The sequence below is a fragment of the Ewingella sp. S1.OA.A_B6 genome (assembly GCF_049889095.1).
Lineage (GTDB): Bacteria > Pseudomonadota > Gammaproteobacteria > Enterobacterales > Enterobacteriaceae > Ewingella.
The window spans coordinates 674,179-700,032 of record NZ_JBLJFK010000001.1; the positions used below are offsets into that span (position 1 = coordinate 674,179).

Below are 25,854 nucleotides of genomic sequence, written 5' to 3' on the forward strand. Positions count from 1 at the left end.
AGTGTCATTGAACTTGATTATTATCGGAATTCTACCGTTTAACGCGGCTTCAGCGGATATCATCAGAGTTTGTGCGCTAAACTTTCTCATCATCAGGCCATAAGGGAATCGGATGACTTACTCCGACACATTTAAACATCTCAGAAATTTTAGCGCCTTAGCGCTAGTTCTGAATGCTACATTTAGTTTACCGGCTCACGCAGAAGATGCGTGGCTGCGTGCATGCATCAACGCCAAAACGGCTGAAAACTGCCAGATGCCTTTTCAGCAAGGGTTGGCACCGGTATTAATGGGCTCAGCACAAGATGCCACGGGACTATGGGGATATGTTGATCCTACGGGTCATATGGCTATCCAACCCGCCTATCGTGACGTTCGCGGTTTTGCGAATGATTTGGCTGTTGCACGAAAAGATGAACAGTTCGGTTATTTAGATAAAAAAGGCCACTGGGCGATAGAACCGCGCTTTACCCATGCGACAGATTTTAACGCTCAGGGTACTGCATTAGTGGTTACCGATGGCCGCCTTGCATTGATTGACCGTAAAGGTGCGGTGGTTAAAACCCTGCCTTTTGCCGCCTATCTCAACAGTGAGGGGTTTGTTAAAGGCCAGCCTTTAGCCAGTGTTCAGGTTCAGGTATCCCCGGCGTTATGGAATGCCGAAACCGGCAGGTCATTGGCGCTACCTGATGACGTCATGGGGTTGGGTAAACCTCAGTCAGGCCTGATCCCTGCGCAAAAGCGTGATGGTGCAGACAGTGGTGACTGGGGCTTCCTTGATCAGAATGGCGAATGGGCTATTGATCCCATGACGTTAAAAACCCGCAATGTTCCTTTATTAAATGGCGACACGATCGCAGTAAAAGGCAAAACAGAGTGGGGCTTCTTCGACAAGCAGGGCGTTGCGCTGAGCAAAGAGCAATACAAATCTGTCTCTGCGCTTAAGTCTGGGAGTTGGCTGGTGGCAGACTCTAATAATGCCCTGCAATTACTGGATAATAAACTTGAAAAGCTGAAAGATATTACGGCCGATCAGTCCGGGGAGTCCTTCGTCTGGGGTGACTGGACGATCACCAAAGGAGCGAAGGGTGTCAACCTGATTGGCCCGCAGAATCAGATCATCAATGTTAAGGCCAATAAACCTCAGCTCTTGCAGCAAGGCCCGTGGCTTTGGGTGATGCAAACCGATGGGAAGTCGGCACAGGTTATCCAGATTTATGATAATAACGGCGTTGCTTTATTGGCTGCCCCTACATTGAGTGCATTACGTGACTATCAGGTGCAACCTATTGGCACCACAATGCTGGGTGAAAACAGTGTCACACCTCTTGCAGAAGACGGTGATGCTTCACACAACTTGCCCTGGGCGCTTCTCAAGCCCAATGACAACAAAAATCCTGCTGCAATATTGACCTCTCATGGTGAAGTGCTCTCCGACCCTCAATGGGCGACTTTTGACAGCGATCTTCATCAAACTCCGTTATTGGTTCACACTGAAAATAACCAAATGGGCGCTATTGATGCCAGTGGTAAATGGGTCATTCAACCTACGTTTAACCGAATCACGCCATTTGACGGAGAGTACACCTGGGCGTTCAGCGGTGACAAAAATGCTGAGGAAAAACACCTTATTGACCGTGCTGGTAACCTGATTGATGTACCTGCACCCATCTTGCAGGGCAGCCAGCGCATCAGCGCGGGAATTTTGCTGACGGTGCAAGGTGATGGCAAGGATCGTCGCTGGGGCTTGTGGGACATTCAAAGTAAAAGCATCCTGGCAGCGCCTCAATTTAATGAACTTGAAGATTTCCACGAAGGTTATGCACTCGCTAAGGCCGATAACGGCTGGGGAGTTGTTGGGCTGAGTGGCAAATGGGCAATTGCGCCAGATACGGGGCTGAATGGTAAACCGCAGTATATTGGTGATTCAATGTTCATCATGGCGGATAACGAACAGCCCGGTGAACATGATGGCGGAGCCAATCATTTCAGCCTGTTCAATGCGGTGAATGGTCAGAAAGTCGCAACAGATTTGCTTAATAAACCAATGAATGTCGGAAAGGAACATTGGCTGGTGCAACCGGCAGACGGTGGTGTTGCCCTGATCGACAATGACGGTCGTGCTGCTGTCAGTAAAGCTATCGTGCCTTCCTCTACCGATATCGACGGTGAGTGGGTATTGCTCGGGTTTGGCCCACGCTTTGGCGCTATTGATGCTAAGGGGGAGTGGCAGATACAACCTCTTTATTCAGCGGCGCTGAATTTTGTACAACCTCTTGGTTGGGCTAGCGCAGTAAGTGACAGTCATGTAACGCTCATTGATTCTGCGGGCGGCGAGCCTCTGGTGGGATTTGAGAACGCAGAACCTCTGACTTCAATGGCACGTCTGGTGCTCAACGATACCAATACGGGTGAGACGATCCTTTTTGACAATGCTGGGCACGAAATGCAGCGTTATGCCGGAGCTGACAGTTTGCAAGTGAACAATGCCAGCGAAGGCACCGTACCCTTACGCGATAGCAAGGGGCTTTATGGATTCATTGACGCCAGTGGTAAAAAAATCATCGGCCCTTATTTTGATAAAGTTGGCCCGGTTAAAGATGGTCTGGCAAAAGCCGTGAAGCAATCCACTTACGGTTCGAACTATGGCTTCATCAATCTTGGCGGACGCTTTGCTATGGTTCCTGCCTTCGAATGGGCGGGCGATTTCAGTGAAAAGCGCGTCTGGGCAGGCATGAAAGGTCAGGCACAACTGCTGAACACCAACGGCGGCGTGGTAGTGCAACTGCAGGTTCGCTGCAACCAGCGGATTATCGCTGACACGAAAGGCCATCAGTTCTGGCCAGCCAAGCCCGTCACCTGTGCTAATGGTGGATCGCAATGACCAAACCAAAAAAAAACGTTTCGTTGCAGCACGCAATAGTGTTGGCCCTGCGTTCTGGTAGCGCCATGGCGCTACTGGCAATAGCGCAACCTGCCCTTGCAGAGCAAGCCACCGAATGTTTTGCCCCTTTGCAGCAGAAATCAGATGAGCAGCAAACCATGCAGGCATTGCCACTGATGCAGAACCTATGCATTCGTAACGTGCATGAAGGTCGCGCTGCGGTGTTATTACCTGATGCCAGTCGTACGGTTGATGAGGTAGCCGCAGAAAAGGGCTTGAGCGGACATCGCTGGGGTTTCCTGGATGCTCAAGGCCAACTGGTGATTAAGCCTATCTTTGACGCAGTGGGCGACTACCACTTCGGTGCTGCAGCGGCAAGACAGAAGGATAAGTGGGGTTACATCGATCCTACCGGCAACTGGCTTATCCAACCGACTTTCGATGAGGTGCAGAATTTTACGCAGTCTGGCCTCGCCGTCGTGAAACAAAATGGCAAAGTACAAATTATCGATCGTAAAGGTGTACAGGCCGGCGAGCCGCTAGATGAACTGGTCGATTCCGCGACGTTAAGCGATGGGGAGCCAGCGCTTCTCAGGCTGGATCACAAAACCGTTTTGCTCTCGCCAGATGGCGCGCGTCACGTCGCCAGTGACAAAATGGAAATCTTGCAACCTTTCGGAAATAGTGGGCTATTCATCGCCCGTGATGCGGACAAAGGTTATGGCATTGCAGATCAAAACCTGGCCTGGCGTGTAGCTCCGCAGTTCAAGCGTATTTTGCTTGACGAACATAACCATCAACTCGCTTTAGCAACCACTGAAGATGGAATTACCCTTATTCGTGCCGATGGTTCTCTTGACCCACAAAAATACGAGTCAGTTAAAGCCGTCACCCCGCAGTTCTGGTTGGCTAAAAGCGAGGATGCGTTGAAATTGCTCGATAACAACGGTGCGGTGGTTGCACTGTTCGACGTCGAAACCGCGAGCGCATTAGGTTATCAGGGAGATTACGCACTTGATAAGAAATCAAAAGAGCAGGTCGTAGTCTATGTACCGGGGCGCAAACAACCCTTATCTTTGCCTGCTGGCAGTCAGGCTTTTCAGCAGGACACAGGCCGTTTTCTGATCACGACAAAAGGCGACCAGCAAAAAGTTAACGCTATTGTTTCGCCATCAGGTGGAGTGATTGGTGGTGCCCAAGCTGTAGGCTGGCTTGCTCAGGTCGCTGATGCTGAAGTGATCGACGGGCGTTTGTGGTTGCGCAATTCTCAGGGGATCACGGTCAATATTGTTGATCAAAACGGTAAAGCGCTACTCACTCAGAAAAGCATGACAATGCTTGAAGGTTATCGCATTGACCCGGTGAAAAATGCTGTCGCAGATGCGCCAGCGTCTTTGCCCGTGGCTTTGGTTCGTCCGACTGACTCAACGTCAAAATCAGGGGCGGGTTTTGTTCGCGCTGAGGGTAGCCTTCAGCTTGACAACAAGTGGCTGGACATTCAGCCTGCGGCCGACAGTGATGAGTCTGACGACGGTGTGAAAAATCATTACATCGTTAAAACCGCGCAGGGTACCGGCGTGGTGGATGAACAGGGTAAAATTCTTATTCCACTGACTGAAGATAATATCTCTCCGTTTGTGCAGGGCTATGCGCTCGATTATCTGAATGGCAAGCTCACCGCTATTGATATCAGCGGTAAGCATTATAATTTACCTGATGCCTTCGAATTCAAATCGTTGGGACATGGCTGGTTCCGCTATCGCGAAACGGCGACAGAAGGCGCGCTGTGGGGGATTTATGATGTAGTGGCTCAAAAAGTCATCTCCCAGCCAGTCTATCAGTCAGTCGGACTCTATTCTGGTGCTCAGGCCGATGTTCAACTTCCCAATAATTTATGGGGAATTGTTGATCAGACTGGCAAAACACAGGTAGAGATTAAATACGGCAGAGTTAAACGTATCAATGGAGTACTTTGGTTACTGACGCAACCCGCTGTTGCAGATGCGCCTGAGTCTTCAGTATTGGCCGAAGTTATTGGAACGGATGCCAAACTGCGCATTGCTTCTACCGCCGGTCTTCATGTGACGCAATTCAACGATGGCCGTATTCTGGCGACGTCAGCGGGTGGTCAGTCCTGGTTACTGGACCCCCAGGGTAACATCCAGCTCCATGAGCAACAGACCAAAATTAGTGCCGTGGGCGACTGGATAAAACTGTCACGTCAGCCGCAGGAAGGCTATTTGTCGGCGCAGGGTACCTGGCAAATCGCACCGGTTATTGCGGTTCAAAGCTCCGCTTTTGCAAAAGACCGTGCATTACGGGCTACCGGGCAGGGCACTGAGTTAATTGATGGCAAGGGTGTACGTATAGCTTCCATGCCGCCAGGTCAATGGTACTTGCCACTTGCCAGTGAAATGTCAATTTCCTATGATCCGCAGGACGATGTCGCGACGACCCGTTATGTCGATGCCACGGGTAAGCCGGTATTATCCGTTCAAGGTAAAGGCAGTCAGATGATCAACGGGCGTGCGGTATTGACACGTGATGATGCCTCTAAGGTTTGGATCGATGCGCAAGGTAATATCGTGCCAAATGTTAACTATTCGGATCTGGGCTTGCTGTCTGATGGGCTGGCTTTTGCTGAAGTAGATAATCGTTACGGATTTATTAATGCGCAGGGAAGTTTCGTTGTTCCTCCAGTATTCAATGCGGTATCGCCTTTTGACAGCAATGTCAGTGTTGTTTCAACCGACAACACGTCGATGTTAATTGATACGACAGGTAAGCCACTGGCACGTGTCGATAACGAGTGCGGTATTCAGGTATTGTATGGAGTAGGAAGTACCCGTCAATGGCCACAGAAAATGCCTGAGCACTGTTCAACTCCCCAGGCAGTTAGCAAATAATAAATACCGATTAATTAAAAGGATAAATCATGATCCCTCAAATCCCGCAAAAGTACAGAGCCACAGAGCGTTGGTCTTTTGGAGACAACGAGGCGCAAGCGGATGAGCTTGCCAAATGCGTTATTGACGGTACTAAAACGGCAACGTGCGCTAATCTTGATGACGAAGGTGAGCCTGAACCTGGCGAAATTTTCGTCGTGGTCGATGGTCGTAACAATCCAGTTTGTGCGGTAAAATTGACAGAAGTGAAACAGGTGCCGTTTGATTTGGTCACTGAACAACATGCATGGGAAGAGGGGGAAGGCGACAGAACCCTTGCGTCATGGCGCACAGAACATCAGCGGTTCTTTGAAGAGTATGAGATGTTCTCCCCCAATATGCCGCTGCTGTTAATGAAGTTTGTTCTACTCGAAACCTTCTGACCCACCTTGCCTGTGTGCTCGCGATCAACCACAGGCAATGGTCCATTTTTTGACGTCAATATCTCATCGCAGTTGATAGTTTTCATGTAATTAAGGACAAGGTGAATGCTATAGCTGATTGTGACGGGCAGAGACCGGCATAGCATTGATCTGATTACGCCCATGATTTTTCGACAGATACAGCGCTTCGTCGGCAGCACTGACGATGTCTGACTGATCGGCAAGTTCCGGATCATGTGCGGGTGAGTAGGTTGCGATCCCCTGGCTAATAGTGACCATGTTGAATTCGCTAAAGCTGTGCTTGATGCCCAGACTCTCGATCGACTCCATGATATGGCGCGCAACTATCCAGGCTCCTTCTTGATCGGTATCTGGCAGGATTGCCGCAAATTCTTCCCCACCGAATCTCGTGACGATATCGGTATTGCGCTTGAGAGCCCTGCGCAGCGTTCTGGCAACCAGACGCAAACAGGCATCCCCTGACAGATGACCGTAGTGGTCGTTAAAATGTTTAAAATAATCTATATCAATCATTATGATAGATAATGGTGAATGGTTACGCTTTGCGCGCATGTACTCATGGTTGAGCACTTTTTTAAATTCGCGGCGATTGGGCAATTTGGTCAGTGAGTCGGTACGAGCCTGGATCTCGAGACGGCGGTTGGCCTTAACCAGTTTTAATTCCAGCAGTTTCCGCTCGTGTACATCTTCTGCAGTACCATACCAGCGTTGAATCGAGCCATCAGGTGCGTAACTTGCTGCCGCGCGAATACGCATCCAATTCCAGCCACGATCGACATGACAAAAACGCACCTCAATATCCAGCGGGGCACCGGTTTTTAAGCACTGTTGCCAGGTTTGAACTGCACTACGTTTGTCTTCCATGTGCATACTCTGGATCCATTTATCACCCAGAATATCCTGGCGGGTCATGCCAGTAATTCGTTGAAAGCGTGAACTGACATCATTGAGCATGCCTTTTGCATCCGCTGTCCATGGGATCTGCGGGTTCAGCTCAACCATATTGCGGTAGTGTTCCTGGCTTTCACGCAATGCACGCTCCATGCGTTTCAGACTGGTAATGTCAGTCATTGCCACAGATAAACCCGTCAGCTGATTTTGCGCATCAAAAGCTGTTTTAATACGTACGAAGAAAGTCTGACTATTATCCGGGAGTGAAAACTCTTTGTCTGGTGTCGCTTGGTTTCGCTGCGCCAGCTCGAGTGCATTCGCGAGCAGGGGAGAGAGGCCGGGCAGAAATGCGCTGACTTTACGGCCAATAGTTTCATAAGGCTGCAAGCCAATAATGTTGGCCATTGCATCGTTAACAGTGACATAGCACATGCGCAGATCGATAAAACACAATCCCACCGGGGCATTGGAGTAAATGGTCTCCAACTGGAAAAGACGCTGGCCGGGGGCTTGGTCGAGATTGGACAGATTACGGTCAATGCCCCGGTAACCCCGAAATTCACCGTCAGGACCAAAAAGCGGTATACCGCTGCTTTCGATAATGATCTCAGTTCCATCCGCACGAAGGCTTCGATTGAGCAATCCGCCAAATGGAGCTCGTCGCTCAATAATAGCGGCAAACTGTGCGCTAACACGCTCAGCTTCATCTGCTGGCATGAAATCTAAAGCGGTTTTCCCGAGCACCTGTTCTGGTGGAACGCCAAGAAATTCAAGACATTTATTGGACGAAAAGACGTAGCGTCCCTGTGCATCAATTTCCCAAATCCAGTCAGAATTATTATCGATGATATCCCGTAGACTGGCCACTTCTCGAAGTAGGTCACTCTCCGGTGAGGGGTACTGAATGTCATCCAACATGATACTTCTCCGACTGGCAAGACGATACTCAACAACGTGTTATATGCTTTAATTCCCAACGTTGCATTCATGTACGCAATAATACATGTCTGCTTAGGATTATTCCTAGTAGTAATTCGAGTCTGGATGGCAGCGTTTATAGAGGAATATGATGAATTGTCAGCATAAAATATTATTTACGTGATCAGCGTAGAATATCTATAGATAAAATGAACCTGTGAATATTTATTAGGAAATATTCACAGTGGTTATCATACATTTTGTCATTAAGAGTGTGTAGATCAGTCAGTACTCTGACTTTGCGGGCGAACAGCGCCGTCTCTGACCAGCTCGCGCGGCAAGCTGTTCTTGATTCTGCTACCAATACGTTTCGCCAGCCCAATCGGTTGCTGTTGCCAGACGACGGTGCATTCATCGGTCTCCGGCATTTGCGGCGGATAGATATCGACTCCACGGAACCATGCCTGCGCCAGCTCATCATCAATCGCGAAATGATTACTGCCCGCTGTGGATGCGAACACCACGATGGCTTCATGTTGCCAGCGGAAACCTTTGGAAAAACGTTCCGCCAGTTTTATGCCAATCCGGGAAAAGCGCACTTTCCCAAATAACGGTTCGAGCATGGCGGGAAACAACCACAGCTCTTTATCCCGTTGCCACAGCAGCATGGTTTTTTCTGGCCAGACAATACCCGACGCTTTGGCAGCGACAATAACTTCAGCGCTGTCTTTACGCGACATTGGAGAGAAGGGAAACCTACCGACTTTATAGCCTGGGGTTGGCAGGCGCTCTATCGATGCTGTTTTACGTAGCCGCGCTACAAAAAAACCCTCACTGTCATACACCTGTGGGAATACATGCAGATAGCCTTCGGCCGTCAGCGCTTTTTGCGCGCCTTCAAACAAATCTTCCAGTGATTCGACTTCAACAGCGCCCGGGTATTCACTCAGTAACCATTGGCAAATCTGCTGATTCTCCCTTGCGTTCAGCGTGCAGGTTGAATAGACCATAACCCCACCGCTTTTTAACGCATGGAAAGCGCTATTGATAAGCTCACGTTGGGTGGCCGCAATCTCTATTACGCTCGCTTCTGACCAGTTACTCATTGCATCCGGGTCTTTACGCACCACGCCTTCGCCAGAACAAGGAGCATCAAGCAAAATAGCATCGAAAGTTTCCGGCAGAGCGGCACCGAAAACGCGTCCATCAAAATGGGTCAGTGCCGCATTTGCCACGCCGCAACGACTAATGTTGGCATGCAGTACTTTCACGCGACTGGCTGAATATTCATTCGCCAAAATTCCACCCTGATTGTTCATCAACGCGGCGATTTGCGTGGTTTTAGACCCAGGTGCGGCAGCGACATCCATCACCAGTTGAGGCTGGGTCTGATGCGCGAATAGCGCGGTGACCGGCAACATTGAACTGGCCTCCTGAATGTAAAAAAGACCCGCCAGATGAGCGAGGGCATTGCCTAAGCGTGTTTCGTCATTATCCTGGCGCTGGATCCAGAAGCCTTCATCACACCAGGGGACCGGCGTTAATTCCCACTGATAGGCTGCGGCAAGTGCCACAAAGTCAGCCACGCTTATCTTTAATGTATTAACGCGCAAACTTGGGCGGAGTGGCCGGTTACAGGCGGCGATAAACTCATCCATGCTCAATTCTGCAGGCATAATTTCGCGGGTGGCATTAAGAAATTCAGGGGGAAGTTTGGCGGTATGAGTTGAAGCTTGTGCATGTTTGGACAAAGTAGAGGATCTCGTCAATATTAAAACGGAGAAAGAATTGGCGCGAGTTTAACACGATCCTTACTGCATGTGCCCTGCGCAACATTGAAGCAATAAAGAGGCCACCTGCAGGTGGCCTCAGTAAAATGCTTTGACGATCAGTTTTTTGGGATCGCGGTTCCCCATCTCTGCCAGTCTTTAGGCTCTTCAGGGTTAAGCAGGAAGTGGCGACCCGCAGCCGCTTTCGGCGCAACCGGTGTGGTAGGAGGCGTAGCGAAGGCGATACCACCCCGAATAAATTGCTGGAAGGTGCCGCTTTTGAACATTCCGCCAGTCAGGCCAAACTGCAGGTTATAGCCTGATGCCTGCCAGAACACGCTGTTATCACGTACCAGATATTGGTACTTCTTGCTAATACGCAGCGTGACATTCACCCGGTCTGCCATTGCGCCGAGATAGAAGCCAGTAACCGTACCGACTTCAATACCGCGGAACAGCACAGGGGTACCAATTTGCAGTGAACCCACTTCTGCTGCGTCGACCACTATGCCCAGCCCGTCGGTATAACGGGAATCGGTTATAGTCGACTCTTGCAGGTCGAATGTACGTGCTGCCGGACCTTTCCCTGCCTCCACGTTGATATAAGGCTGCAACAAGGTGTCCAGATTACTGACCCCGCCGGCTGAAATCTCAGGCGAGACAATAGAGAAACGTGTCCCCAGGCGGGCAAAGGTATCGACGTATTCCGGATAGAGTACGGCTTTCGCTGACACCTGATTTAGCCTGGATTCAAGTTTTAGCGATTCCACCTGACCTATAGTGATGCCCAAATAGCGGATCGGCATACCCGGCGACAGTTTACTGGCATCAAAGGTATTCAGGGTTATTTGGCTGCCTACTGCACGTGCCGAGGTTTCAGAGTCATAAAGTACCCGCTTCGCACCTTTACTTAGCGAGACACCCTCAAAGTTATCGAAGCTGATCGCCCCTTTCAGTGCGCGATCCAGTGGGGCTGCTTGCACCGTGAGTCCATTGCCATTAAGTTGCACTTTCGCGCCACCTTCTGCCCAGAAAATACTTTTCTCGGTGAGGAGTTTGCGGTACTCAGGGCGGATATAGACGTCAATATCGAACTCGTTGGTTTTGGGGGTCACGTTAACAATCTGACCTACCTGGAATTTGCGGTATAACACCACTGAACCGGTTTGAACATCGGGCAGGCTTTTGGCTGTCAGGATCAGAGTGGCACCCGGTTGCTCGCCCTGAACGCCTTCAGCAGCCTTTTCAGCGTTACTGAACAGTGGATATTTCTCCGTTGGTGCGCCTTTGCTACCAGGCATAATGCGCACGCCGCCGTCGATCCACTCTTGTGCACTGGCACCCAGCACTTCCATACCGTCAATGCCTAATTTGACATCAACGCGGCTGTTCACCACAAATTTGCTGTCTTTGTGCAACAGATCTTTATATTCGGACTTAATGGCAACGTTAAACAGAATGCCTTCATCTGTCAGTTTGCGATCCAGAATTTGACCGACCACGATACCGTGCAATAACACCGGCTGACCGCCGTCGATACCGTAGGTTTGCGGTGCGGTCAGTTGGACTTTAAGCACGCCAGGGTCTTGTAGCAGTCTCTGATTGCTATCAAGGACCACGAAATGCTTCTGGGGTTCTCCTTCTCCTGGGATCAACTCCAGGGTGTTACCCGTGAGCAATTGACTCACTTTGGCATTGTTAAGACTGATTTTCGGACTGTTCATTTCGATACGGCTGCCGCTGCGCACCATATCGAGTACCGAAGGGTCAACAGTTAGTTTGCCGGTGACTTTATTATCAGGCTGGAGCGTGACTTTTGTCAGTGTGCCGACCTGTAAACCCTGATACATCAGCGGGGTGCGGCCTTCATACAGGCCATCGCCGTTCGGCAGATCGAGATCGATCTCAACACCGCGCTGGCTTTGCGCAAGATCCGGATAAAGTTCATAGGACTGTTCCTGCTTGGCAATATCACCATCAGCAGGAGAGTCGAGTGCAATGGCGCCATTGACCAGTGCCGCCAGACTTTCCATTTCGACTTTTGCCCCGCTCAGACTGAAATCGCCCTTGAAACCAGAAACGTTCCAGAACCGGCTGGTGTCTTTGACCAGATGTGCGAAGCGGCGATCAATCAGCACATCGATAGTGACGCCGTCGTTACCGGCTTCAATATCGTAGTCATACACTTTTCCGATGGGTATTTTTCGGTAGTAGACCAGCGAACCGGTGCTCAGCGAACCCAAGTCGCGGGCATGCAGGTGGATCATTAACTCGCCGGTATTCAGCCGATATTTAGGTTGGGTATCAAGAGCCACAAAGTGATCTTTCTCTTTGCCCGTTCCCGGCATCATGCCGATGTAATTACCCCCGACCAATGCATCAAGCCCGGAAACTCCAGCCAGTGAAGCTTTCGGTGTTACCAACCAGAACTGAGTGCCATCTCGCAGTGAGTCGGCAAGATCACTTTTAATGCTCACCTTGACCATAATGGTGCGCAGGTCTTTGCTGAGACTTATCGATTCAACGGTACCGACTTCCACCCCTTGATAACGCACAGGCGTCCGGCCCGCGACGATGCCCGCCGCCGACTGAAAATCAATAGTGACCGTAGTGCCACGCTCCTGATAATTGCTATAGATAAGCCAGCCGGCAATCAGTAAAGCAATAAACGGCAGTAACCAGAAAGGCGAGATCCGGCGTCTGTTTTTAACCTGCGCTTCAGTCGGTGTATTCGGCGTTTCCTGTTGCATGTGCATCCCAAATCAAGCGGCTATCCAGCCATTCTACGGCAAGTATTGTGAGGATAACGGCTGTCCCAAAGAAGAAGGCCGCCGGTCCCATCGTAAATGACAATAACTGATCGCGGTTGACCAGTGACATCATCAGAGAAATAACAAACAGATCGAGCATCGACCAGCGACCAATCCATGTTACCAGCCGCAGTAAGCGTATCCGAGTTTTCAATCCCTGAATCGCCTTAAAATGAATACTTAACAGTAAGGTCAGCATAACGATGACCTTAGTAAAAGGCACTAATACGCTGGCAATAAAAACAATAGCAGCAATCGGAATATTACCGGAAGTGGCGAGTGATACCACACCGGAGAAAATGGTGTCCTCCAGCCTCTGCCCATTGGCATAAATGATAGAGATGGGCATCAGATTTGCCGGGATCAGGAACATAATCGCTGCGAGCAGCGCTGCCCAGGTTTTTTGCAGACTATGTTTATAACGTACGTTCATTGGGACGTGGCAGCGGGGGCAGCGTCCGACGCTATCCGCATGACCGGTAAATTTGCACGACAGGCATAGCTTGAGTGAAGCGGGCGCGCCTTTGGGACGTGGTTGCGGATAAAACTCTTCCCACAACTGTTCAATATTGAGATTGATTTGTGTGATGATGACCAACGCAGTCATCACCAGGTATGCCACCAGTGCGACCCCTACATCAATATCTGCGTACTCTTTAACTTTAATACTGGCGACGGCCATACCTACCAGATAGATGTCTAGCATCACCCAGTCTTTTAGGCGGTCCAGCATGAGCAGTACTGGCTTGAGGTTCATTCCCCAGCGGCTACCGAAATGAAGATAGAGAATTGAACAAACCAGCGTCAGCGGAGCACCGATAGTACAGAATGCCACCATGCTGGCAGTCAGCGGCGAACCCTGACTGGACATCTGCCAGATCCCTTCCAACAGGCTTGCGTCAATTCGCGTACCCAGCAGACGGATACTGATGAGCGGTTCGGTATAGGCAAAAGGCATCAGTAAAAGAATACTGATGGCAATAATAATAAGGCGTGGCAGGGAGCAGACGCGACCTTTTTCAACTTTTGCATTGCAGCGTGGGCAATGCGCAGTCTGCGTTTTTTTAAGGTCAGGGATAGAAAACAGGTAATCGCACTCACTACAGCGCTGGTAGCGTGGTTGCGGTAACGGTCCTGACATTGAGAGTATTTTCATAGGGCCTGAGTGTAATTATGCCTGTTGTAACAATTGTTCACCCATCTGAAATACATAACAGGGGAGTGATGCTAAGATCTGTCAGGTTTTTTCGACAAAATAACGTATTATGCGGGCGACAAACAGTCATTGTAGGTCAGTCTTTTTGAAGTCACATAGGATTAACCTTGTTCAGATGGGCATTTAATGCTTATTTTATAGAGGTTAAGCACAGCATAATGGCTGCCTGCCCCTGGGTTATTATTGGTTATTACATGAATAAAGAAGAATTCTACGCGGAATTGAAACGCGATCTGAGCGCACTTATCGCCGGAGAAAATAATTTTATTGCCACTCTGTCGAACACCAGCGCCCTGCTTTTTGAACGTCTTGAAGGGGTTAACTGGGTGGGTTTCTATCTTTTAGAGGGTAACTCCCTGGTATTGGGACCTTTTCAGGGCAAAATCGCCTGCGTGCGTATTCCCGTTGGGAAAGGCGTTTGTGGCACGGCTGTGGCTGAGAACAGCGTACAGCGCGTGGCTGATGTGCATGCCTTCCCGGGCCATATTGCGTGTGATGCGTCCAGCAATGCAGAGATTGTATTGCCGGTGACCGTCAACGACACAGTGATCGGTGTTCTGGACATTGACAGCACGGTTTATCAACGCTTCGATGAAGCCGATGAACAAGGGCTGACTGAGTTAGTCGCCGGGCTTTGCCAACATCTGCAAAACAGCGATGCGGCAAAATATGTCAATCTGATCGCAAGTTGATCTACGGATAACGTGGCATTTAATAATGACGTCATTATAATGACGCCAGTTCATGCCTGCGCCGGTTGGCAAACCCGTTGTAATCAGGAAATTTCATGGAAAATCAACCTAAGTTGAACAGTAGTAAAGAAGTCATCGCCTTTTTGGCTGAGCGTTTTCCGCTCTGTTTTAGCGCCGAAGGCGAAGCAAGACCTTTAAAGATCGGTATTTTTGCGGATTTGGTCGAGCGCTTGCAAGGCGAAGAGAATCTGAGCAAAACTCAGTTACGCTCTGCTCTGCGCCTGTACACCTCAAGCTGGCGTTATCTGTATGGCGTTAAAGTTGGCGCACAGCGCGTTGACCTTGATGGCAATGCATGCGGCGAGCTGGAAGAGCAGCACGTCGAGCATGCTCGCAAACAGTTAGAAGAAGCGAAAGCCCGCGTTCAGGCACAACGTGCTGAACAACAGGCAAAACGTCGTGAAGCTGGCGAAGCCGAGCCACGTCGCCCACGTCCAGCAGCTAAGAGACCTGCGCCGCGTCGTGAAAATGCGCCTGCAAATGCCACCGCTGCAGTTGCTGGTCAAGAAAATCGCAAACCACGAACACCTCGTCCACCGCGTGAGGAAAAACGTGAACCGCGTCCTGTGCCAGTAACAGATATCTCAAAACTGCAAGTTGGTCAGGAAATCAAAGTCAGAGCAGGTCAGAGCGCGATGGATGCTACCGTTTTGGAAATTGCCAAAGACGGTGTCCGCGTGCAGCTTTCTTCGGGTCTGGCGATGATCGTGCGCGCAGAACACTTGCAGTTCTGATACGGAGGCCAACTCAGGCATGAACAAATTTGTCAGATTAAGCGTTATTGCAGGTCTGTTGTTGTCAGGAGCAAGTCTGGTTAACACCAGTTATGCGAACGATAGTGCACCGGTAACTATCGATCAGCTCAAGCAATTGACACAAGAACCTCAAGACGCCACGGTGAGTGAGCGTGTTACGGCACGCTTTACCCGTTCGCATTATCGTCAGTTTGACCTTAATGCAGATTTCTCCGGGAAAATCTTCGACCGTTATCTCAACATGCTCGATTATGGCCATAACGTATTCATTGCATCTGATGTGGCCCAGTTTTCATCTAAGCGTAATACCTTAGGTGAAGAGTTGAAGTCGGGCCAGCTGACCACGCCGTATGCTTTATTCAATCTGGCGCAGAAACGTCGCTTTGAACGCTATAATTATGCGTTGCAAGTGCTGGCTCGCCCGATGGATTTCACCGGCAACGATACGATTAATCTTGATCGTTCTAAATCACCATGGCCGAAAGACCGAGATGAACTTGATCGTTTGTGGGATGCAAAAGTCAAATATGATGAGCTAAACCTCAAACTTGCAGGTAAGAACGATCAAGAAATTCGCGATGTATTGACTAAACGTTATCGTTTTGCGATGAAGCGTTTGACGCAAAGCAATAGCGAAGACGTATTTCAACTGGTCATGAATGCCTTTGCGCACGAAATTGACCCGCACACTAACTATCTGTCTCCGCGCAGTACCGAGCAATTCAATACTGAAATGAGCCTGTCTCTGGAAGGTATCGGTGCCGTATTGCAGGGCGACGATGATTATACTGTGATCAACTCGATGGTAGCTGGTGGCCCGGCGGCCAAAAGCAAAGCTATCGCAGTCGGTGACCGAATCGTTGGCGTAGGACAGGTAGCAACCAGTAAAGGCGTTGTTGATGTGATCGGCTGGCGTCTTGATGACGTCGTCGCTCTGATCAAAGGCGCGAAAGGCAGTAAAGTTCGTCTCGAAATTCTGCCAGCAGGTAAAGGCACCAAAACACGTACCGTTATTCTGACCCGCGAGAAAATCCGTCTGGAAGACCGCGCGGTAAAAATGACCATCAAGAAAGTCGGCAATGAGAAAGTTGCTGTGATGGACATTCCTGGCTTCTACGTTGGCCTGACGGATGACGTAAAAGTGCAGTTACAGAAAATGGCCAAACAGGATGTTAGCAGCCTGGTTATCGATTTGCGTACTAACGGCGGTGGTGCGTTAACCGAAGCCGTATCACTCTCTGGTCTGTTTATTCCAAGTGGCCCGGTAGTGCAGGTGCGCGATAACAATGGCCGTATTCGCCAGGATAGCGATACTGATGGCGTGGTTTACTACAAAGGGCCACTGGTTGTGTTAGTTGACCGCTTCAGTGCTTCCGCGTCTGAGATCTTCGCCGCAGCCATGCAGGATTACGGTCGCGCTCTGATTGTTGGTGAACCTACCTTCGGGAAAGGTACTGTCCAGCAATACCGCTCTCTGAACCGTATCTACGATCAGATGCTCCGCCCTGAATGGCCAGCGTTGGGTTCTGTACAGTACACGATTCAGAAGTTCTATCGTATCAACGGTGGCAGTACCCAGCGTAAAGGTGTAACACCTGAAATCCTGATGCCTACCGGTATTGAAGCGATTGAAACCGGTGAGAAATTTGAAGACAACGCCTTGCCATGGGATAGCGTTAATGCTGCGACTTATACCAAGACAGGCGATCTGAAACCTTTCGAGCCAGAGTTGCTGAAAGATCATCAAGCGCGCATCGCTAAAGATCCGGAGTTCCAGTACATCCAGCAAGATATTACGCACTACAACGCGCTGAAAGATAAACGCGATATCGTCTCCCTGAATTACGCCCAACGTGATAAAGAAGACAAGCAGGATGATGCAACCCGGCTCACACGCCTGAATGAGCGTTTCAAACGTGAAGGGAAGAAGCCGCTGAAATCTCTCGAAGATTTACCGAAAGATTATGTTGCTCCAGACCCTTATCTGGACGAAGCCGATAACATTGCGCTCGATCTGGCCCGCTTGCAGAAAGCGCAGAGCGATCAGGCACCTGTGGCCAGTAAATAAGCTGACGGTGTCTGTAAAATCAGTCCTTAAAAAAGCGCACTCCGGTGCGCTTTTTTATTGCGTGGGATTCAACATTGAAATAGGGATGCGCGGTTTTGTTGGTAATTTAGATCAGAAAGTGAAATCAAACACTGCATTTTGTAAAGTATTGTGAATTTAGGGGCATAGCTTTGGCAGACTCTTGAATCTGCAACATTTGCCCATAGGATCTACGTTGACCTGATAGCTTTGCGGTCTTCACCTTGTATAACAATGAAGCAACAATGAGGAAGTGAGAATTTTATGATGCGTATAGGGTTATTCCTGATAACTAACCTGGCGGTCATGCTGATCTTCGGTCTGGTACTGAGCCTTACCGGTATTCAGTCGAGCAGTGTACAAGGGCTGATGATCATGGCTGGCCTGTTCGGTTTCGGTGGCTCCCTCGTATCCTTACTGATGTCTAAATGGATGGCGCTGCGTTCGGTCGGCGGCGAAGTCATCGAGCAACCACGTAACGAAACCGAGCGGTGGTTGATCGAAACGGTTCGCCGCCAGTCCCAACAGGCAGGTATTGCCATGCCGCAGGTGGCGATTTACCACGCGCCTGACATCAACGCATTTGCCACCGGCGCACGCCGTGATGCATCGCTGGTGGCGGTCAGTTCGGGCCTGCTGCAAAGTATGAGCCAAGACGAAGCTGAGGCGGTGATCGCCCATGAAATCAGCCATATTGCCAACGGTGACATGGTCACGATGACGTTGATTCAGGGCGTTGTGAACACCTTCGTTATCTTTATTTCCCGCCTGATAGCTCAGGTTGCGTCAGGTTTTCTTTCCGGCAACCGTGATGGTGAGGAAAGCAGTGGTGGTAACCCGATGATTTACTTCGCGGTAGCAACCGTGCTGGAACTGGTCTTTGGTATTTTGGCGAGTATTATCACCATGTGGTTCTCTCGTCATCGGGAGTTTTATGCAGATGCCGGTTCAGCCAAACTGGTTGGCCGTGAAAAAATGATTGCCGCACTGCAACGTTTGAAGACCAGCCATGAACCTCAGGAAGCAGGTAGTATGATGGCGTTCTGCATTAACGGTAAGTCAAAGTCATTCAGCGAACTGTTTATGTCACACCCGCCGCTGGATAAGCGCATCGAAGCATTGCGCAGTGGGCAGTATTTGAAATAACGTTAAATAGCACGCAGTACAACGGAAAACCCGGCAGAGATGCCGGGTTTTTTAGGTCTAAAATTCAGGGATGAAATTTTGGTTCAGGACTTATTGTCGGCTTCTTTCTGGCTGGAGGTCTGCTGGGTCATACGCATGAAACTCACTATTGCGCCACCTCCGGCCAATGTGCCGGCCAGAATAAGCGACGCATGGGTTCCTTGCTCAGGGAACAGGTTAAACATCAGAGCTACCATGGCTGCGCCTGTTGTCTGTCCAAGAAGTCGTGCAGTACCGAGCAGTCCGCTAGCACCGCCGCTGCGGTTACGCGGTGCGGCGGTAATAATAGTATGGTTATTCGGCGACTGAAAAAGTCCGAAGCCTGCGCCGCACAGCAACATACGCCAGATTATATTCAAATTTGACGGTTCCTGTGGCAATAACGAAAGCGAGTAAAGGCCAAAAGAAAATACAATCAGGCCAATACCGCCCAGCATGCCCGGATGATAACGTTCAACCAGGCGCCCGGCGATAGGTGCCATCACCATGGTTGCCAGCGGCCATGGGGTGAGCAGCAAACCGGTCGAGACAGAATCCAATCCCAGCGTGTTTTGCAGAAAGAACGGCAGTGAAACGAAAGCCAGCATTTGTGCGCTGAACGAGCACAGCGACGTACCCAGCGACATGGCAAAAATAGGTATGCGCAGCAGATCCACTGGCAACAACGGGAAGGGGCGCGACAGCTGACGGCGCACGAAGAACCAACCAATGATCAGCAGTGCGATGACTTCACCCAGAATAAGCAGCCGGCTCTGGCCTTGCGCAAATCCGCTGATGGCGATAATAAGCAGGCCGAAGGTCAGCGCATTCATCACACTGCTGGGGAAATCGAATTTCTGCTCCTGACTCTTAGTGCTGTTAGCCGGTAAAAACTTTATTCCCAGCATCAGTGCCGCCAGGCCAATGGGTAGGTTTATGGCAAACAGCCACTGCCATGATGCAAAGGAGAGTATACCTGCCGCCACCGTTGGGCCTGCTGCAGAAGAAACTGCCACGATCAAAGCATTGATCCCCATTCCCCGGCCAAGAAAACGCTGTGGGTAAATGATGCGTATCAGTGCAGTATTGACGCTCATGATCGCCGCCGCGCCAAACCCCTGCAAAATACGGGCGATAGTTAATGTGGTCAGTGAGTCCGAAAGGGCGCAAAACAACGAGGTAATACTAAACACCAGTAAGCCGGTCTGATAAATCCTCCGGTAACCGAAAATATCCCCCAGAGATGCCAGTGAGAGCAACGAGATGGTGATCGCTAGCTGGTAAGCATTGACCACCCATATTGAGGATGCAGGGCTGGCGTTCAGGTCTTTAGCGATGGTGGGCAGAGCCACGTTGGCGATCGCCCCATCGAGCACTGAAACCGTAATGCCGAGAGCGATAGCGAGGATCGCGCCATAACGCTGCGGAACAGGAAGTCCATCATTTGGCGTGAGAGTCATAAATGATTGTCGATATTGAGGTAATCAGGAGTGGGAATATTACCATGCTAATGACTAAAAGGTGCCCACCTTGATTATTGAGATACATTCTTAATATTGTAAGAAGAGTTATCAATAATCGGGGGTTAAGCTCAGCGAACTTGGTTGATGATTGCGTATCCAGAATGCTTGCCAGTATAATGAAAACTGTGTTCTATTTTTTTTGAAACAAAACTTAAGCGGGCAGGTAAGAGAGACTATGGCTAATGCAGAACTTGATAAACAACCCGATTCCGTCTCCTCAGTTCTGAAGGTGTTTGGCATTTTGCAGGCGCTCGGCGATGAGCGAGAGATCGGGATCACCGAGCTTTCTCAACGCGTAATGATGTCGAAAAGTACGGTTTACCGATTTCTGCAGACCATGAAATCATTAGGTTATGTGGCGCAGGAAGGCGAGTCGGAAAAATATTCACTGACGTTGAAATTGTTCGAACTCGGGGCTAAAGCCTTACAAAATGTGGATCTTATCCGCAGCGCGGATATTCAGATGCGCGAACTGTCGCGCCTGACCCGTGAGACGATCCATCTGGGTGCACTGGATGAAGACGGTATCGTCTACATCCACAAAATTGACTCGATGTATAACCTGCGTATGCACTCGCGCATCGGCCGGCGTAATCCGCTACACAGTACAGCCATCGGCAAAGTGCTGATGGCTTGGGGAGATCGTGGTGAAGTTGATGCACTGATGGCGAATATTGAGTTTACCCGCAGCACTGATAACACCATTCTGAGTGTACAAGCGTTGCGCTCTGCGCTTGAGATAGTCCACGAGCAAGGCTTCGGCGAAGATATTGAAGAGCAGGAACAGGGTTTGCGCTGCATCGCCGTTCCGGTATTTGACCGCTTTGGTGTGGTGACAGCGGGAATGAGTATCTCGTTTCCTACCATTCGTTTCTCAGAAGAGAGTAAAAGCGAATATGTCAGCATGCTGCATACCGCAGCGCGCAATATTTCACAGCAGCTTGGCTACCACGACTATCCTTTCTAATGAGCCCCCCCTAAACTTGCCCCACATGTTGGGCAAGTTTAGGGGGAACCCACGCAATGTCTTGCAGCGGAGAACATCAGGTCAAATCAGAGAGCTTATGCCCTGCATCGATCAGTTCTTTTAGCAGCATCTGGCGGCGATCTTCTGGGGTGTCTCGACTCACCATAAAGCAGATAGCGGCTACAGCCTGACCACCACGCGAACGAATCGGTGCGGCCATGCAGCAGGTAAAGCTCTCAGATAAGCCTTCAGTCAGGCAATATCCCAAATGACCGGCATAGTGAATCTCGTTGAGGAAGGTCTGCTTGTCTAACGTTTTACCGTTAGCCAATTGGTAATCTTCTTCGGGGATCAGTTTGAGAATATCGTTATCAGACCAGTTGCTTAGCAGTAAGCGACCTGTTGCGGTCCAGGTAATCGGCACACGTACACCGATATCTGAGGTGATTTTAAAGGGACGCGCGCTACTTTCTGAAAGCACCACGGTGTATTTGTTACCTTCCAACATACAAAGCTGAACGGTTTCCCCATGTCGCGCTACTATTTCAACCATCAACTGATGTGACCGACGAATCAGATCGTTATGGGCCATATAGTCAGCACCATAGTAGTGCATCTCACGGCCGAAAAACACGGCACCGTCTGCATCTAACTCAACCAAGCCAGCCTCACCGAGTAAGTTAACCAGATCATATACGCTTGAGCGCGGAGCCCCAGTTGCTTCGATCAAATCCCGCATTGCCATTGGCCGACCCGCAATATGTAGCTGGCGGAAAATATCGATAACCCTGTCAACACCGCGCGCCCGTGATACCTTCTCATCTGGCATAAGCCAACTCTCCTGTTGTTGTGGTGCGAAGGGAATAGATTAAAAAGCATCATACACGGACGCATGAATTTAACCCATCCCCGCCATTAAAGAATTCATCCTGATACCTATTTAATATTTAAACTGTACGTTCTATTTGGGGGCCCCATTTTGGCGCGCAGTGATTAATGGCGTCTAATTAAATAAGATTAGGATCACATTTTAATCGGCAGAGTTTGGTTGAGATGTTTATTTATGAGACCCAGAACACATCACGTAGAATTAATTAATCCTGCACATATTGCAAAAGCTCATTTCATATGCAAATCTGAGTGTGTCCGGTATTAAAGATTACTGTCTTATATATCGGACGGTTGCTGTGTCGAAGTGGACGCAGCATTATCTCACACAGGAGCAGTATTGCATGACGATTAAACGTTACGGTGTTGACGGTGGAACGGGCACGGGCGGCCAAAAACTCCCCTTTTCACGTGCTGTTGAGGCCGATGGCTGGTTATATATCTCTGGCCAAACTCCCATGCAGGACGGTGAAGTCGTGGAGGGCGGCATCATTGAACAAACGCAACTGGCGTTCGATAACTGTCTAACGATTATGCGTGAAGCAGGTTATCGCGTAGAGGATGTCGTACACGTCACTGCGGTGTTAACTGATGCGCGTTATTTCAGCTCATTTAATAAAGTATTCAGTGAGATATTTAGCGGCAACCCGCCAGCCCGTATCTGTAGTGTTCAAGATTTAGTTGTTGACTGTAAAGTTGAAGTGGACATGAAATGCTTCCGCGCAGATCGTAAATAGTTATTACCCATTAAGTCAGATTAACGATTTATTTAATTCTACGACTACACCAGGACAGTATTTTATTCACTACGCTTTTCATTTTTCTGTGAAATTTTATTTTCATATCGTCTCCATTTTATAAAGAGAGAAAAAATGAATACAACATCGCTGAAAGTCAGTGTTAAAGCAGTGGCTGCTACATTGGTATTACTGACGCTGGCTGGCTGTACACCGACCGAAGATAAAAAAGAAGCCGGTGCAGCACCGCAATCCGCCTTGCAAACCGTGCTTCAGCGCGGCACTTTGCGCGTGGGTGACTGCCTGAGTTTCGCCCCGTTCGGTTTTTATGATAAAGACGGTAATGCCGATGGTTATGACGTCGATCTCGCGAAAGCATTAGCAAAAGAGATGGGCGTTAAGCTGGAGATGGTGAATACCACCAGCGCCAACCGAATTCCAAACCTGCAGACGAATAAAGTGGATGTGGTGTTCTGTAACTTCACTCGAAATCTCGACCGTGCGAAAGAAATTACGTTTACCAATCCGTATGTTGTGGCGAGTGAAGCGATGCTGGTTCGCAAAAATAGCGGGATTCAATCGGCACAGGATATGGCGGGTAAAACGATTGCCACGGTTAAAGGTTCAACCAACGGCGATGAGGTTGGTAACTTGGGTATTAAGGTGAATATTCAGGAATATGACTCCTCTCAGGCGGCTATCCTCGCAGTAAAACAGGGGCAGGCCGATGCCATGATTGAAGATAACAACTTCCTGGCCTATCAGGCCAAGCTGGATCCCACACTGGTTGTGACCAATGAAGCCTTAGTTCCATTGGAATACAATGCGTTCGCTGTAAAACAAGGTGACCAGGTTTGGGCGAACTACCTTAATGAGTTTCTCTTCGAGATTAACGCATCAGGCGATAATGCCACGCTTTATCAGAAATGGTTTGGCAACAAACCACGCTATCCCCTGAACCCGCAGTATTGACAGCATACGGCGCGGCAATTCATGCCGCGCCTCTCGAAGGAGTAAGACCATGAGTTATCAATGGCTAACCCTATGGCGCTATGGTGATACGTTTCTTTCTGCCGCTTGGTTGACACTACAGGTCACCGTTGTTGCCTTTGCACTTGCCGTAGCACTGGGCTTGATCTCAGCATTGGCGAAATCATCCTCCTTGTCCGTGGTGCGTTTGTTCAGCCACTGTTATGTAGAATTTATTCGTAATACGCCGGTGTTGCTGCAGATTTTTATCATTTTCTTTGGCTTTCCCTCTCTTGGTATCACGATGAATGCGTTTACTGCTGGTGTATTGGCGCTGGGGATAAATGTCGGGGCGTATTTATCGGAAACCTTCCGAGCGGGCATTCAGTCTGTACCCAAAGGTCAACTCGAGGCTGCTTGGGTGCTTGGGATACCTAAAAGCGAGGTATTTATGAGCGTCATTCTGCCGCAAGCCGCGCGAGCAGTATGGCCGGCAATTATTAACAACCTGATTCAGCTCTTGCTGGGGACTTCGTTACTTTCGGCCATTGCTCTTCCGGAACTCACCGGCACAGCAACCGTGATAAATGCACGTACATTGTTGTATATCCAGACCTTCAGCATTGTGACGGTCATATATCTTCTGTTCAGTAATATTTTCTCATCGCTAGGCAATCTCGCTGGTCGGCACATGTTTCATCCGGCGCTGGTGACCTCGAAGAAAAAAGCCAATGGGTGGTGGCCGAAAAAAGGACTCGCGCATTCAGCGAAAGGGGGAAACTCCCAATGAGTGAATTGATCATCAACTCCTTACCGATGTTATTGGAAGGGCTCGGTATTACATTATCACTCTCCGTCGCCGCGATTATAGGCAGTACGCTGCTCGGTTTGCTGGCAGCAGTAATGCGCACAAGTGGTTTGCCTATTGTTAAGCAGATTGCTGTGCTGTACACCGAACTGTTTCGCGGTACCCCGGTGCTGATAACGCTGATGTTCATCTATTTTGGTGTTGCCTACTTCGGCTATGACATCAACCTTTTTGCTGCGGGCATTATGGGTTTAAGCATTTATCAGGGGGCCTATATCGCGGAAATCTTTCGCGGCGGTATTGAAGCTGTGCCGAAAGGACAATGGGAAGTTTCATGGATCCTGGGGCTTTCGAAACGCCAAACTTTTATGAGCGTTGTGTTACCACAAACCCGTGGGATCGTACTGCCGCCGTTAGTTGGCCAATATTTATCGCTGATTAAAGATACGTCGATTGTTAGCATGATCGGTATGTCCGAACTGATGCATCAGGGTCAGGCGATTGTCGATCGCATCGGTCAGCCAGTAGTGATTTACGGTCTTGTCTCCTTGCTCTATTTCGCGGTCTGCTTTCCGCTTTCTCGTTGGGTTCAACATAATCAAACCAGGAGTCAGTTATCATGAGTAAACCCGCCATTATGCTGAATAATGTAACCAAGTCGTTCGGCTCTACACAGGTGCTGAAGGAAATCAGCCTTGATGTCTCACTGGGCGAGGTATTGGTACTGATTGGTGCTTCTGGTTCCGGTAAAAGTACCGTGCTGCGCATCATGAGCGGTCTTGAGAAAGCCGACAGCGGTGAAGTTTGGGTGAATCATGTGCCTTTACATGACAATAAACGTTCCCGCGAGATCTGTGGTCACGTTGGCATGGTTTTCCAACAATTTAACTTATTCCCACATAAAACCGCACTTGGCAACGTGACACTGGCGTTGATTAAAGCGCAAAAGTTGTCCGTAGCAGAGGCCAATAAGCGGGGCATGGCTGCCCTGTCGCGTGTTGGCCTGTCGGAGCGCTCACATCACTATCCAGCACAGTTATCTGGTGGTCAGCAGCAGCGAGTCGCCATTGCACGGGCGCTGGCCGTTGAACCTAAGATTATGTTTTTTGATGAAGCCACGTCAGCTCTCGATCCGGAATTGGTGGGTGAGGTCATGGAGGTCATGCGCAGTCTGGCGCGCGAAGGTATGACGATGGTGGTCGTCACTCATGAAATGGGTTTTGCCCGCAAAACAGCTGACCGTGTAGTGTTTATGGATCAGGGCGTTATTGCCGAGCAAGGTACGCCGGAGCAAATTTTTGTTAATCCGCAGAATCTACGCACCCAACAATTCTTATCGCGCGTGCTTGAGCACTAATAGGAGGAATG

The 25,854-nt window shown here is 49.6% G+C and carries 19 protein-coding genes; 13 read left to right on the top strand and 6 right to left on the bottom strand.

Going from position 1 to position 25,854, the window contains the following annotated elements:
• Window positions 1-112: 112 nt before the first annotated feature.
• The 3 genes from ACMV8I_RS03350 to ACMV8I_RS03360 are packed head-to-tail and all read left to right on the top strand — an operon-like array spanning window position 113 to window position 6,212.
• Window positions 113-2,884 (top strand): WG repeat-containing protein, encoded by a 2,772-nt coding sequence (locus ACMV8I_RS03350; RefSeq protein ID WP_498863790.1) that lies wholly within the window; start codon window positions 113-115, stop codon window positions 2,882-2,884.
• The gene (locus tag ACMV8I_RS03355; protein ID WP_498863791.1) at window positions 2,881-5,790 is read left to right on the top strand and encodes a WG repeat-containing protein; all 2,910 of its coding nucleotides are present in this window, start codon (window positions 2,881-2,883) and stop codon (window positions 5,788-5,790) included. The genes ACMV8I_RS03350 and ACMV8I_RS03355 overlap by 4 nt, the downstream gene beginning before the upstream one ends.
• A 32-nt stretch (window positions 5,791-5,822) precedes the next feature.
• Entirely contained in the window at window positions 5,823-6,212 is a 390-nt protein-coding gene (locus ACMV8I_RS03360; protein ID WP_498864705.1) for an ASCH domain-containing protein, read from the top strand.
• Window positions 6,213-6,320: 108 nt separating this feature from the next.
• Here ACMV8I_RS03360 and ACMV8I_RS03365 read toward each other — a convergent pair whose 3' ends face one another.
• The 4 genes from ACMV8I_RS03365 to yebS form a co-directional block, all read right to left on the bottom strand.
• The gene (locus ACMV8I_RS03365) at window positions 6,321-8,042 is read right to left on the bottom strand and encodes a sensor domain-containing diguanylate cyclase (protein ID WP_498863792.1); all 1,722 of its coding nucleotides are present in this window, start codon (window positions 8,040-8,042) and stop codon (window positions 6,321-6,323) included.
• 281 nt (window positions 8,043-8,323) lie between these two features.
• Window positions 8,324-9,793, bottom strand: a complete 1,470-nt coding sequence (gene rsmF, locus ACMV8I_RS03370) for a 16S rRNA (cytosine(1407)-C(5))-methyltransferase RsmF (RefSeq protein WP_498863793.1) — start codon at window positions 9,791-9,793, stop codon at window positions 8,324-8,326.
• 137 nt (window positions 9,794-9,930) lie between these two features.
• Complete coding sequence (locus ACMV8I_RS03375) at window positions 9,931-12,561, bottom strand: PqiB family protein (RefSeq protein ID WP_498863794.1); 2,631 nt, start codon at window positions 12,559-12,561, stop codon at window positions 9,931-9,933.
• Window positions 12,530-13,777, bottom strand: coding sequence for a membrane integrity lipid transport subunit YebS (gene yebS, locus ACMV8I_RS03380; RefSeq protein ID WP_498863795.1), 1,248 nt, complete (start codon window positions 13,775-13,777; stop codon window positions 12,530-12,532). Before yebS ends, ACMV8I_RS03375 begins: the two co-directional genes overlap by 32 nt.
• Window positions 13,778-14,031: 254 nt before the next feature.
• On the opposite strand from yebS, the gene ACMV8I_RS03385 reads away from it, so the two are divergent.
• The 4 genes from ACMV8I_RS03385 to htpX all read left to right on the top strand — a co-directional run bounded on the left by ACMV8I_RS03385 (window position 14,032) and on the right by htpX (window position 18,576).
• Window positions 14,032-14,529: a GAF domain-containing protein gene (locus ACMV8I_RS03385; protein WP_498863796.1), complete on the top strand. Its 498-nt coding sequence runs from the start codon at window positions 14,032-14,034 to the stop codon at window positions 14,527-14,529.
• 95 nt (window positions 14,530-14,624) lie between these two features.
• Complete coding sequence (gene proQ, locus ACMV8I_RS03390; protein WP_498863797.1) at window positions 14,625-15,323, top strand: RNA chaperone ProQ; 699 nt, start codon at window positions 14,625-14,627, stop codon at window positions 15,321-15,323.
• A gap of 19 nt (window positions 15,324-15,342) precedes the next feature.
• Entirely contained in the window at window positions 15,343-17,412 is a 2,070-nt protein-coding gene (gene prc, locus ACMV8I_RS03395) for a carboxy terminal-processing peptidase (protein ID WP_498863798.1), read from the top strand.
• A gap of 282 nt (window positions 17,413-17,694) precedes the next feature.
• Window positions 17,695-18,576, top strand: a complete 882-nt coding sequence (gene htpX / locus ACMV8I_RS03400) for a protease HtpX (RefSeq protein ID WP_498863799.1) — start codon at window positions 17,695-17,697, stop codon at window positions 18,574-18,576.
• 83 nt (window positions 18,577-18,659) lie between these two features.
• Here htpX and ACMV8I_RS03405 read toward each other — a convergent pair whose 3' ends face one another.
• Window positions 18,660-20,054, bottom strand: coding sequence for an MFS transporter (locus tag ACMV8I_RS03405; RefSeq protein ID WP_498863800.1), 1,395 nt, complete (start codon window positions 20,052-20,054; stop codon window positions 18,660-18,662).
• A gap of 238 nt (window positions 20,055-20,292) precedes the next feature.
• Between ACMV8I_RS03405 and kdgR the strand changes: the two genes are divergently transcribed.
• The gene (kdgR, locus tag ACMV8I_RS03410) at window positions 20,293-21,084 is read left to right on the top strand and encodes a DNA-binding transcriptional regulator KdgR (protein WP_498863801.1); all 792 of its coding nucleotides are present in this window, start codon (window positions 20,293-20,295) and stop codon (window positions 21,082-21,084) included.
• 76 nt (window positions 21,085-21,160) lie between these two features.
• On the opposite strand, the gene ACMV8I_RS03415 is transcribed toward kdgR, so the two are convergent.
• Window positions 21,161-21,913 carry an IclR family transcriptional regulator gene (locus ACMV8I_RS03415; RefSeq protein ID WP_498863802.1) on the bottom strand — a complete coding sequence of 251 codons (753 nt, stop codon included), beginning with the start codon at window positions 21,911-21,913 and terminating at the stop codon, window positions 21,161-21,163.
• Between the two features lie 403 nt (window positions 21,914-22,316).
• On the opposite strand from ACMV8I_RS03415, the gene ACMV8I_RS03420 reads away from it, so the two are divergent.
• The 5 genes from ACMV8I_RS03420 (at window position 22,317) to ACMV8I_RS03440 (ending at window position 25,843) form a co-directional block, all read left to right on the top strand.
• The gene (locus ACMV8I_RS03420; protein WP_188472019.1) at window positions 22,317-22,709 is read left to right on the top strand and encodes a RidA family protein; all 393 of its coding nucleotides are present in this window, start codon (window positions 22,317-22,319) and stop codon (window positions 22,707-22,709) included.
• Between the two features lie 135 nt (window positions 22,710-22,844).
• Window positions 22,845-23,681, top strand: coding sequence for an ABC transporter substrate-binding protein (locus tag ACMV8I_RS03425; protein WP_498863803.1), 837 nt, complete (start codon window positions 22,845-22,847; stop codon window positions 23,679-23,681).
• A 49-nt stretch (window positions 23,682-23,730) separates the two neighbouring features.
• Complete coding sequence (locus ACMV8I_RS03430; RefSeq protein ID WP_498863804.1) at window positions 23,731-24,468, top strand: amino acid ABC transporter permease; 738 nt, start codon at window positions 23,731-23,733, stop codon at window positions 24,466-24,468.
• Entirely contained in the window at window positions 24,465-25,109 is a 645-nt protein-coding gene (locus tag ACMV8I_RS03435) for an amino acid ABC transporter permease (RefSeq protein ID WP_498863805.1), read from the top strand. Before ACMV8I_RS03430 ends, ACMV8I_RS03435 begins: the two co-directional genes overlap by 4 nt.
• The gene (locus tag ACMV8I_RS03440) at window positions 25,106-25,843 is read left to right on the top strand and encodes an amino acid ABC transporter ATP-binding protein (RefSeq protein ID WP_498863806.1); all 738 of its coding nucleotides are present in this window, start codon (window positions 25,106-25,108) and stop codon (window positions 25,841-25,843) included. The genes ACMV8I_RS03435 and ACMV8I_RS03440 overlap by 4 nt, the downstream gene beginning before the upstream one ends.
• The last annotated feature ends 11 nt before the right edge of the window (window positions 25,844-25,854 follow it).

Coding starts and splice junctions, on each gene's coding strand:
- ACMV8I_RS03350 (WP_498863790.1), top strand. CDS start 113: ATGACTTACTCCGACACATTTAAACATCTCAGAAATTTTAGCGCCTTA.
- ACMV8I_RS03355 (WP_498863791.1), top strand. CDS start 2,881: ATGACCAAACCAAAAAAAAACGTTTCGTTGCAGCACGCAATAGTGTTG.
- ACMV8I_RS03365 (WP_498863792.1), bottom strand. CDS start 8,042: ATGTTGGATGACATTCAGTACCCCTCACCGGAGAGTGACCTACTTCGA.
- ACMV8I_RS03375 (WP_498863794.1), bottom strand. CDS start 12,561: ATGCAACAGGAAACGCCGAATACACCGACTGAAGCGCAGGTTAAAAAC.
- yebS (WP_498863795.1), bottom strand. CDS start 13,777: ATGAAAATACTCTCAATGTCAGGACCGTTACCGCAACCACGCTACCAG.
- ACMV8I_RS03385 (WP_498863796.1), top strand. CDS start 14,032: ATGAATAAAGAAGAATTCTACGCGGAATTGAAACGCGATCTGAGCGCA.
- proQ (WP_498863797.1), top strand. CDS start 14,625: ATGGAAAATCAACCTAAGTTGAACAGTAGTAAAGAAGTCATCGCCTTT.
- prc (WP_498863798.1), top strand. CDS start 15,343: ATGAACAAATTTGTCAGATTAAGCGTTATTGCAGGTCTGTTGTTGTCA.
- htpX (WP_498863799.1), top strand. CDS start 17,695: ATGATGCGTATAGGGTTATTCCTGATAACTAACCTGGCGGTCATGCTG.
- ACMV8I_RS03405 (WP_498863800.1), bottom strand. CDS start 20,054: ATGACTCTCACGCCAAATGATGGACTTCCTGTTCCGCAGCGTTATGGC.
- kdgR (WP_498863801.1), top strand. CDS start 20,293: ATGGCTAATGCAGAACTTGATAAACAACCCGATTCCGTCTCCTCAGTT.
- ACMV8I_RS03415 (WP_498863802.1), bottom strand. CDS start 21,913: ATGCCAGATGAGAAGGTATCACGGGCGCGCGGTGTTGACAGGGTTATC.
- ACMV8I_RS03420 (WP_188472019.1), top strand. CDS start 22,317: ATGACGATTAAACGTTACGGTGTTGACGGTGGAACGGGCACGGGCGGC.
- ACMV8I_RS03425 (WP_498863803.1), top strand. CDS start 22,845: ATGAATACAACATCGCTGAAAGTCAGTGTTAAAGCAGTGGCTGCTACA.
- ACMV8I_RS03430 (WP_498863804.1), top strand. CDS start 23,731: ATGAGTTATCAATGGCTAACCCTATGGCGCTATGGTGATACGTTTCTT.
- ACMV8I_RS03435 (WP_498863805.1), top strand. CDS start 24,465: ATGAGTGAATTGATCATCAACTCCTTACCGATGTTATTGGAAGGGCTC.
- ACMV8I_RS03440 (WP_498863806.1), top strand. CDS start 25,106: ATGAGTAAACCCGCCATTATGCTGAATAATGTAACCAAGTCGTTCGGC.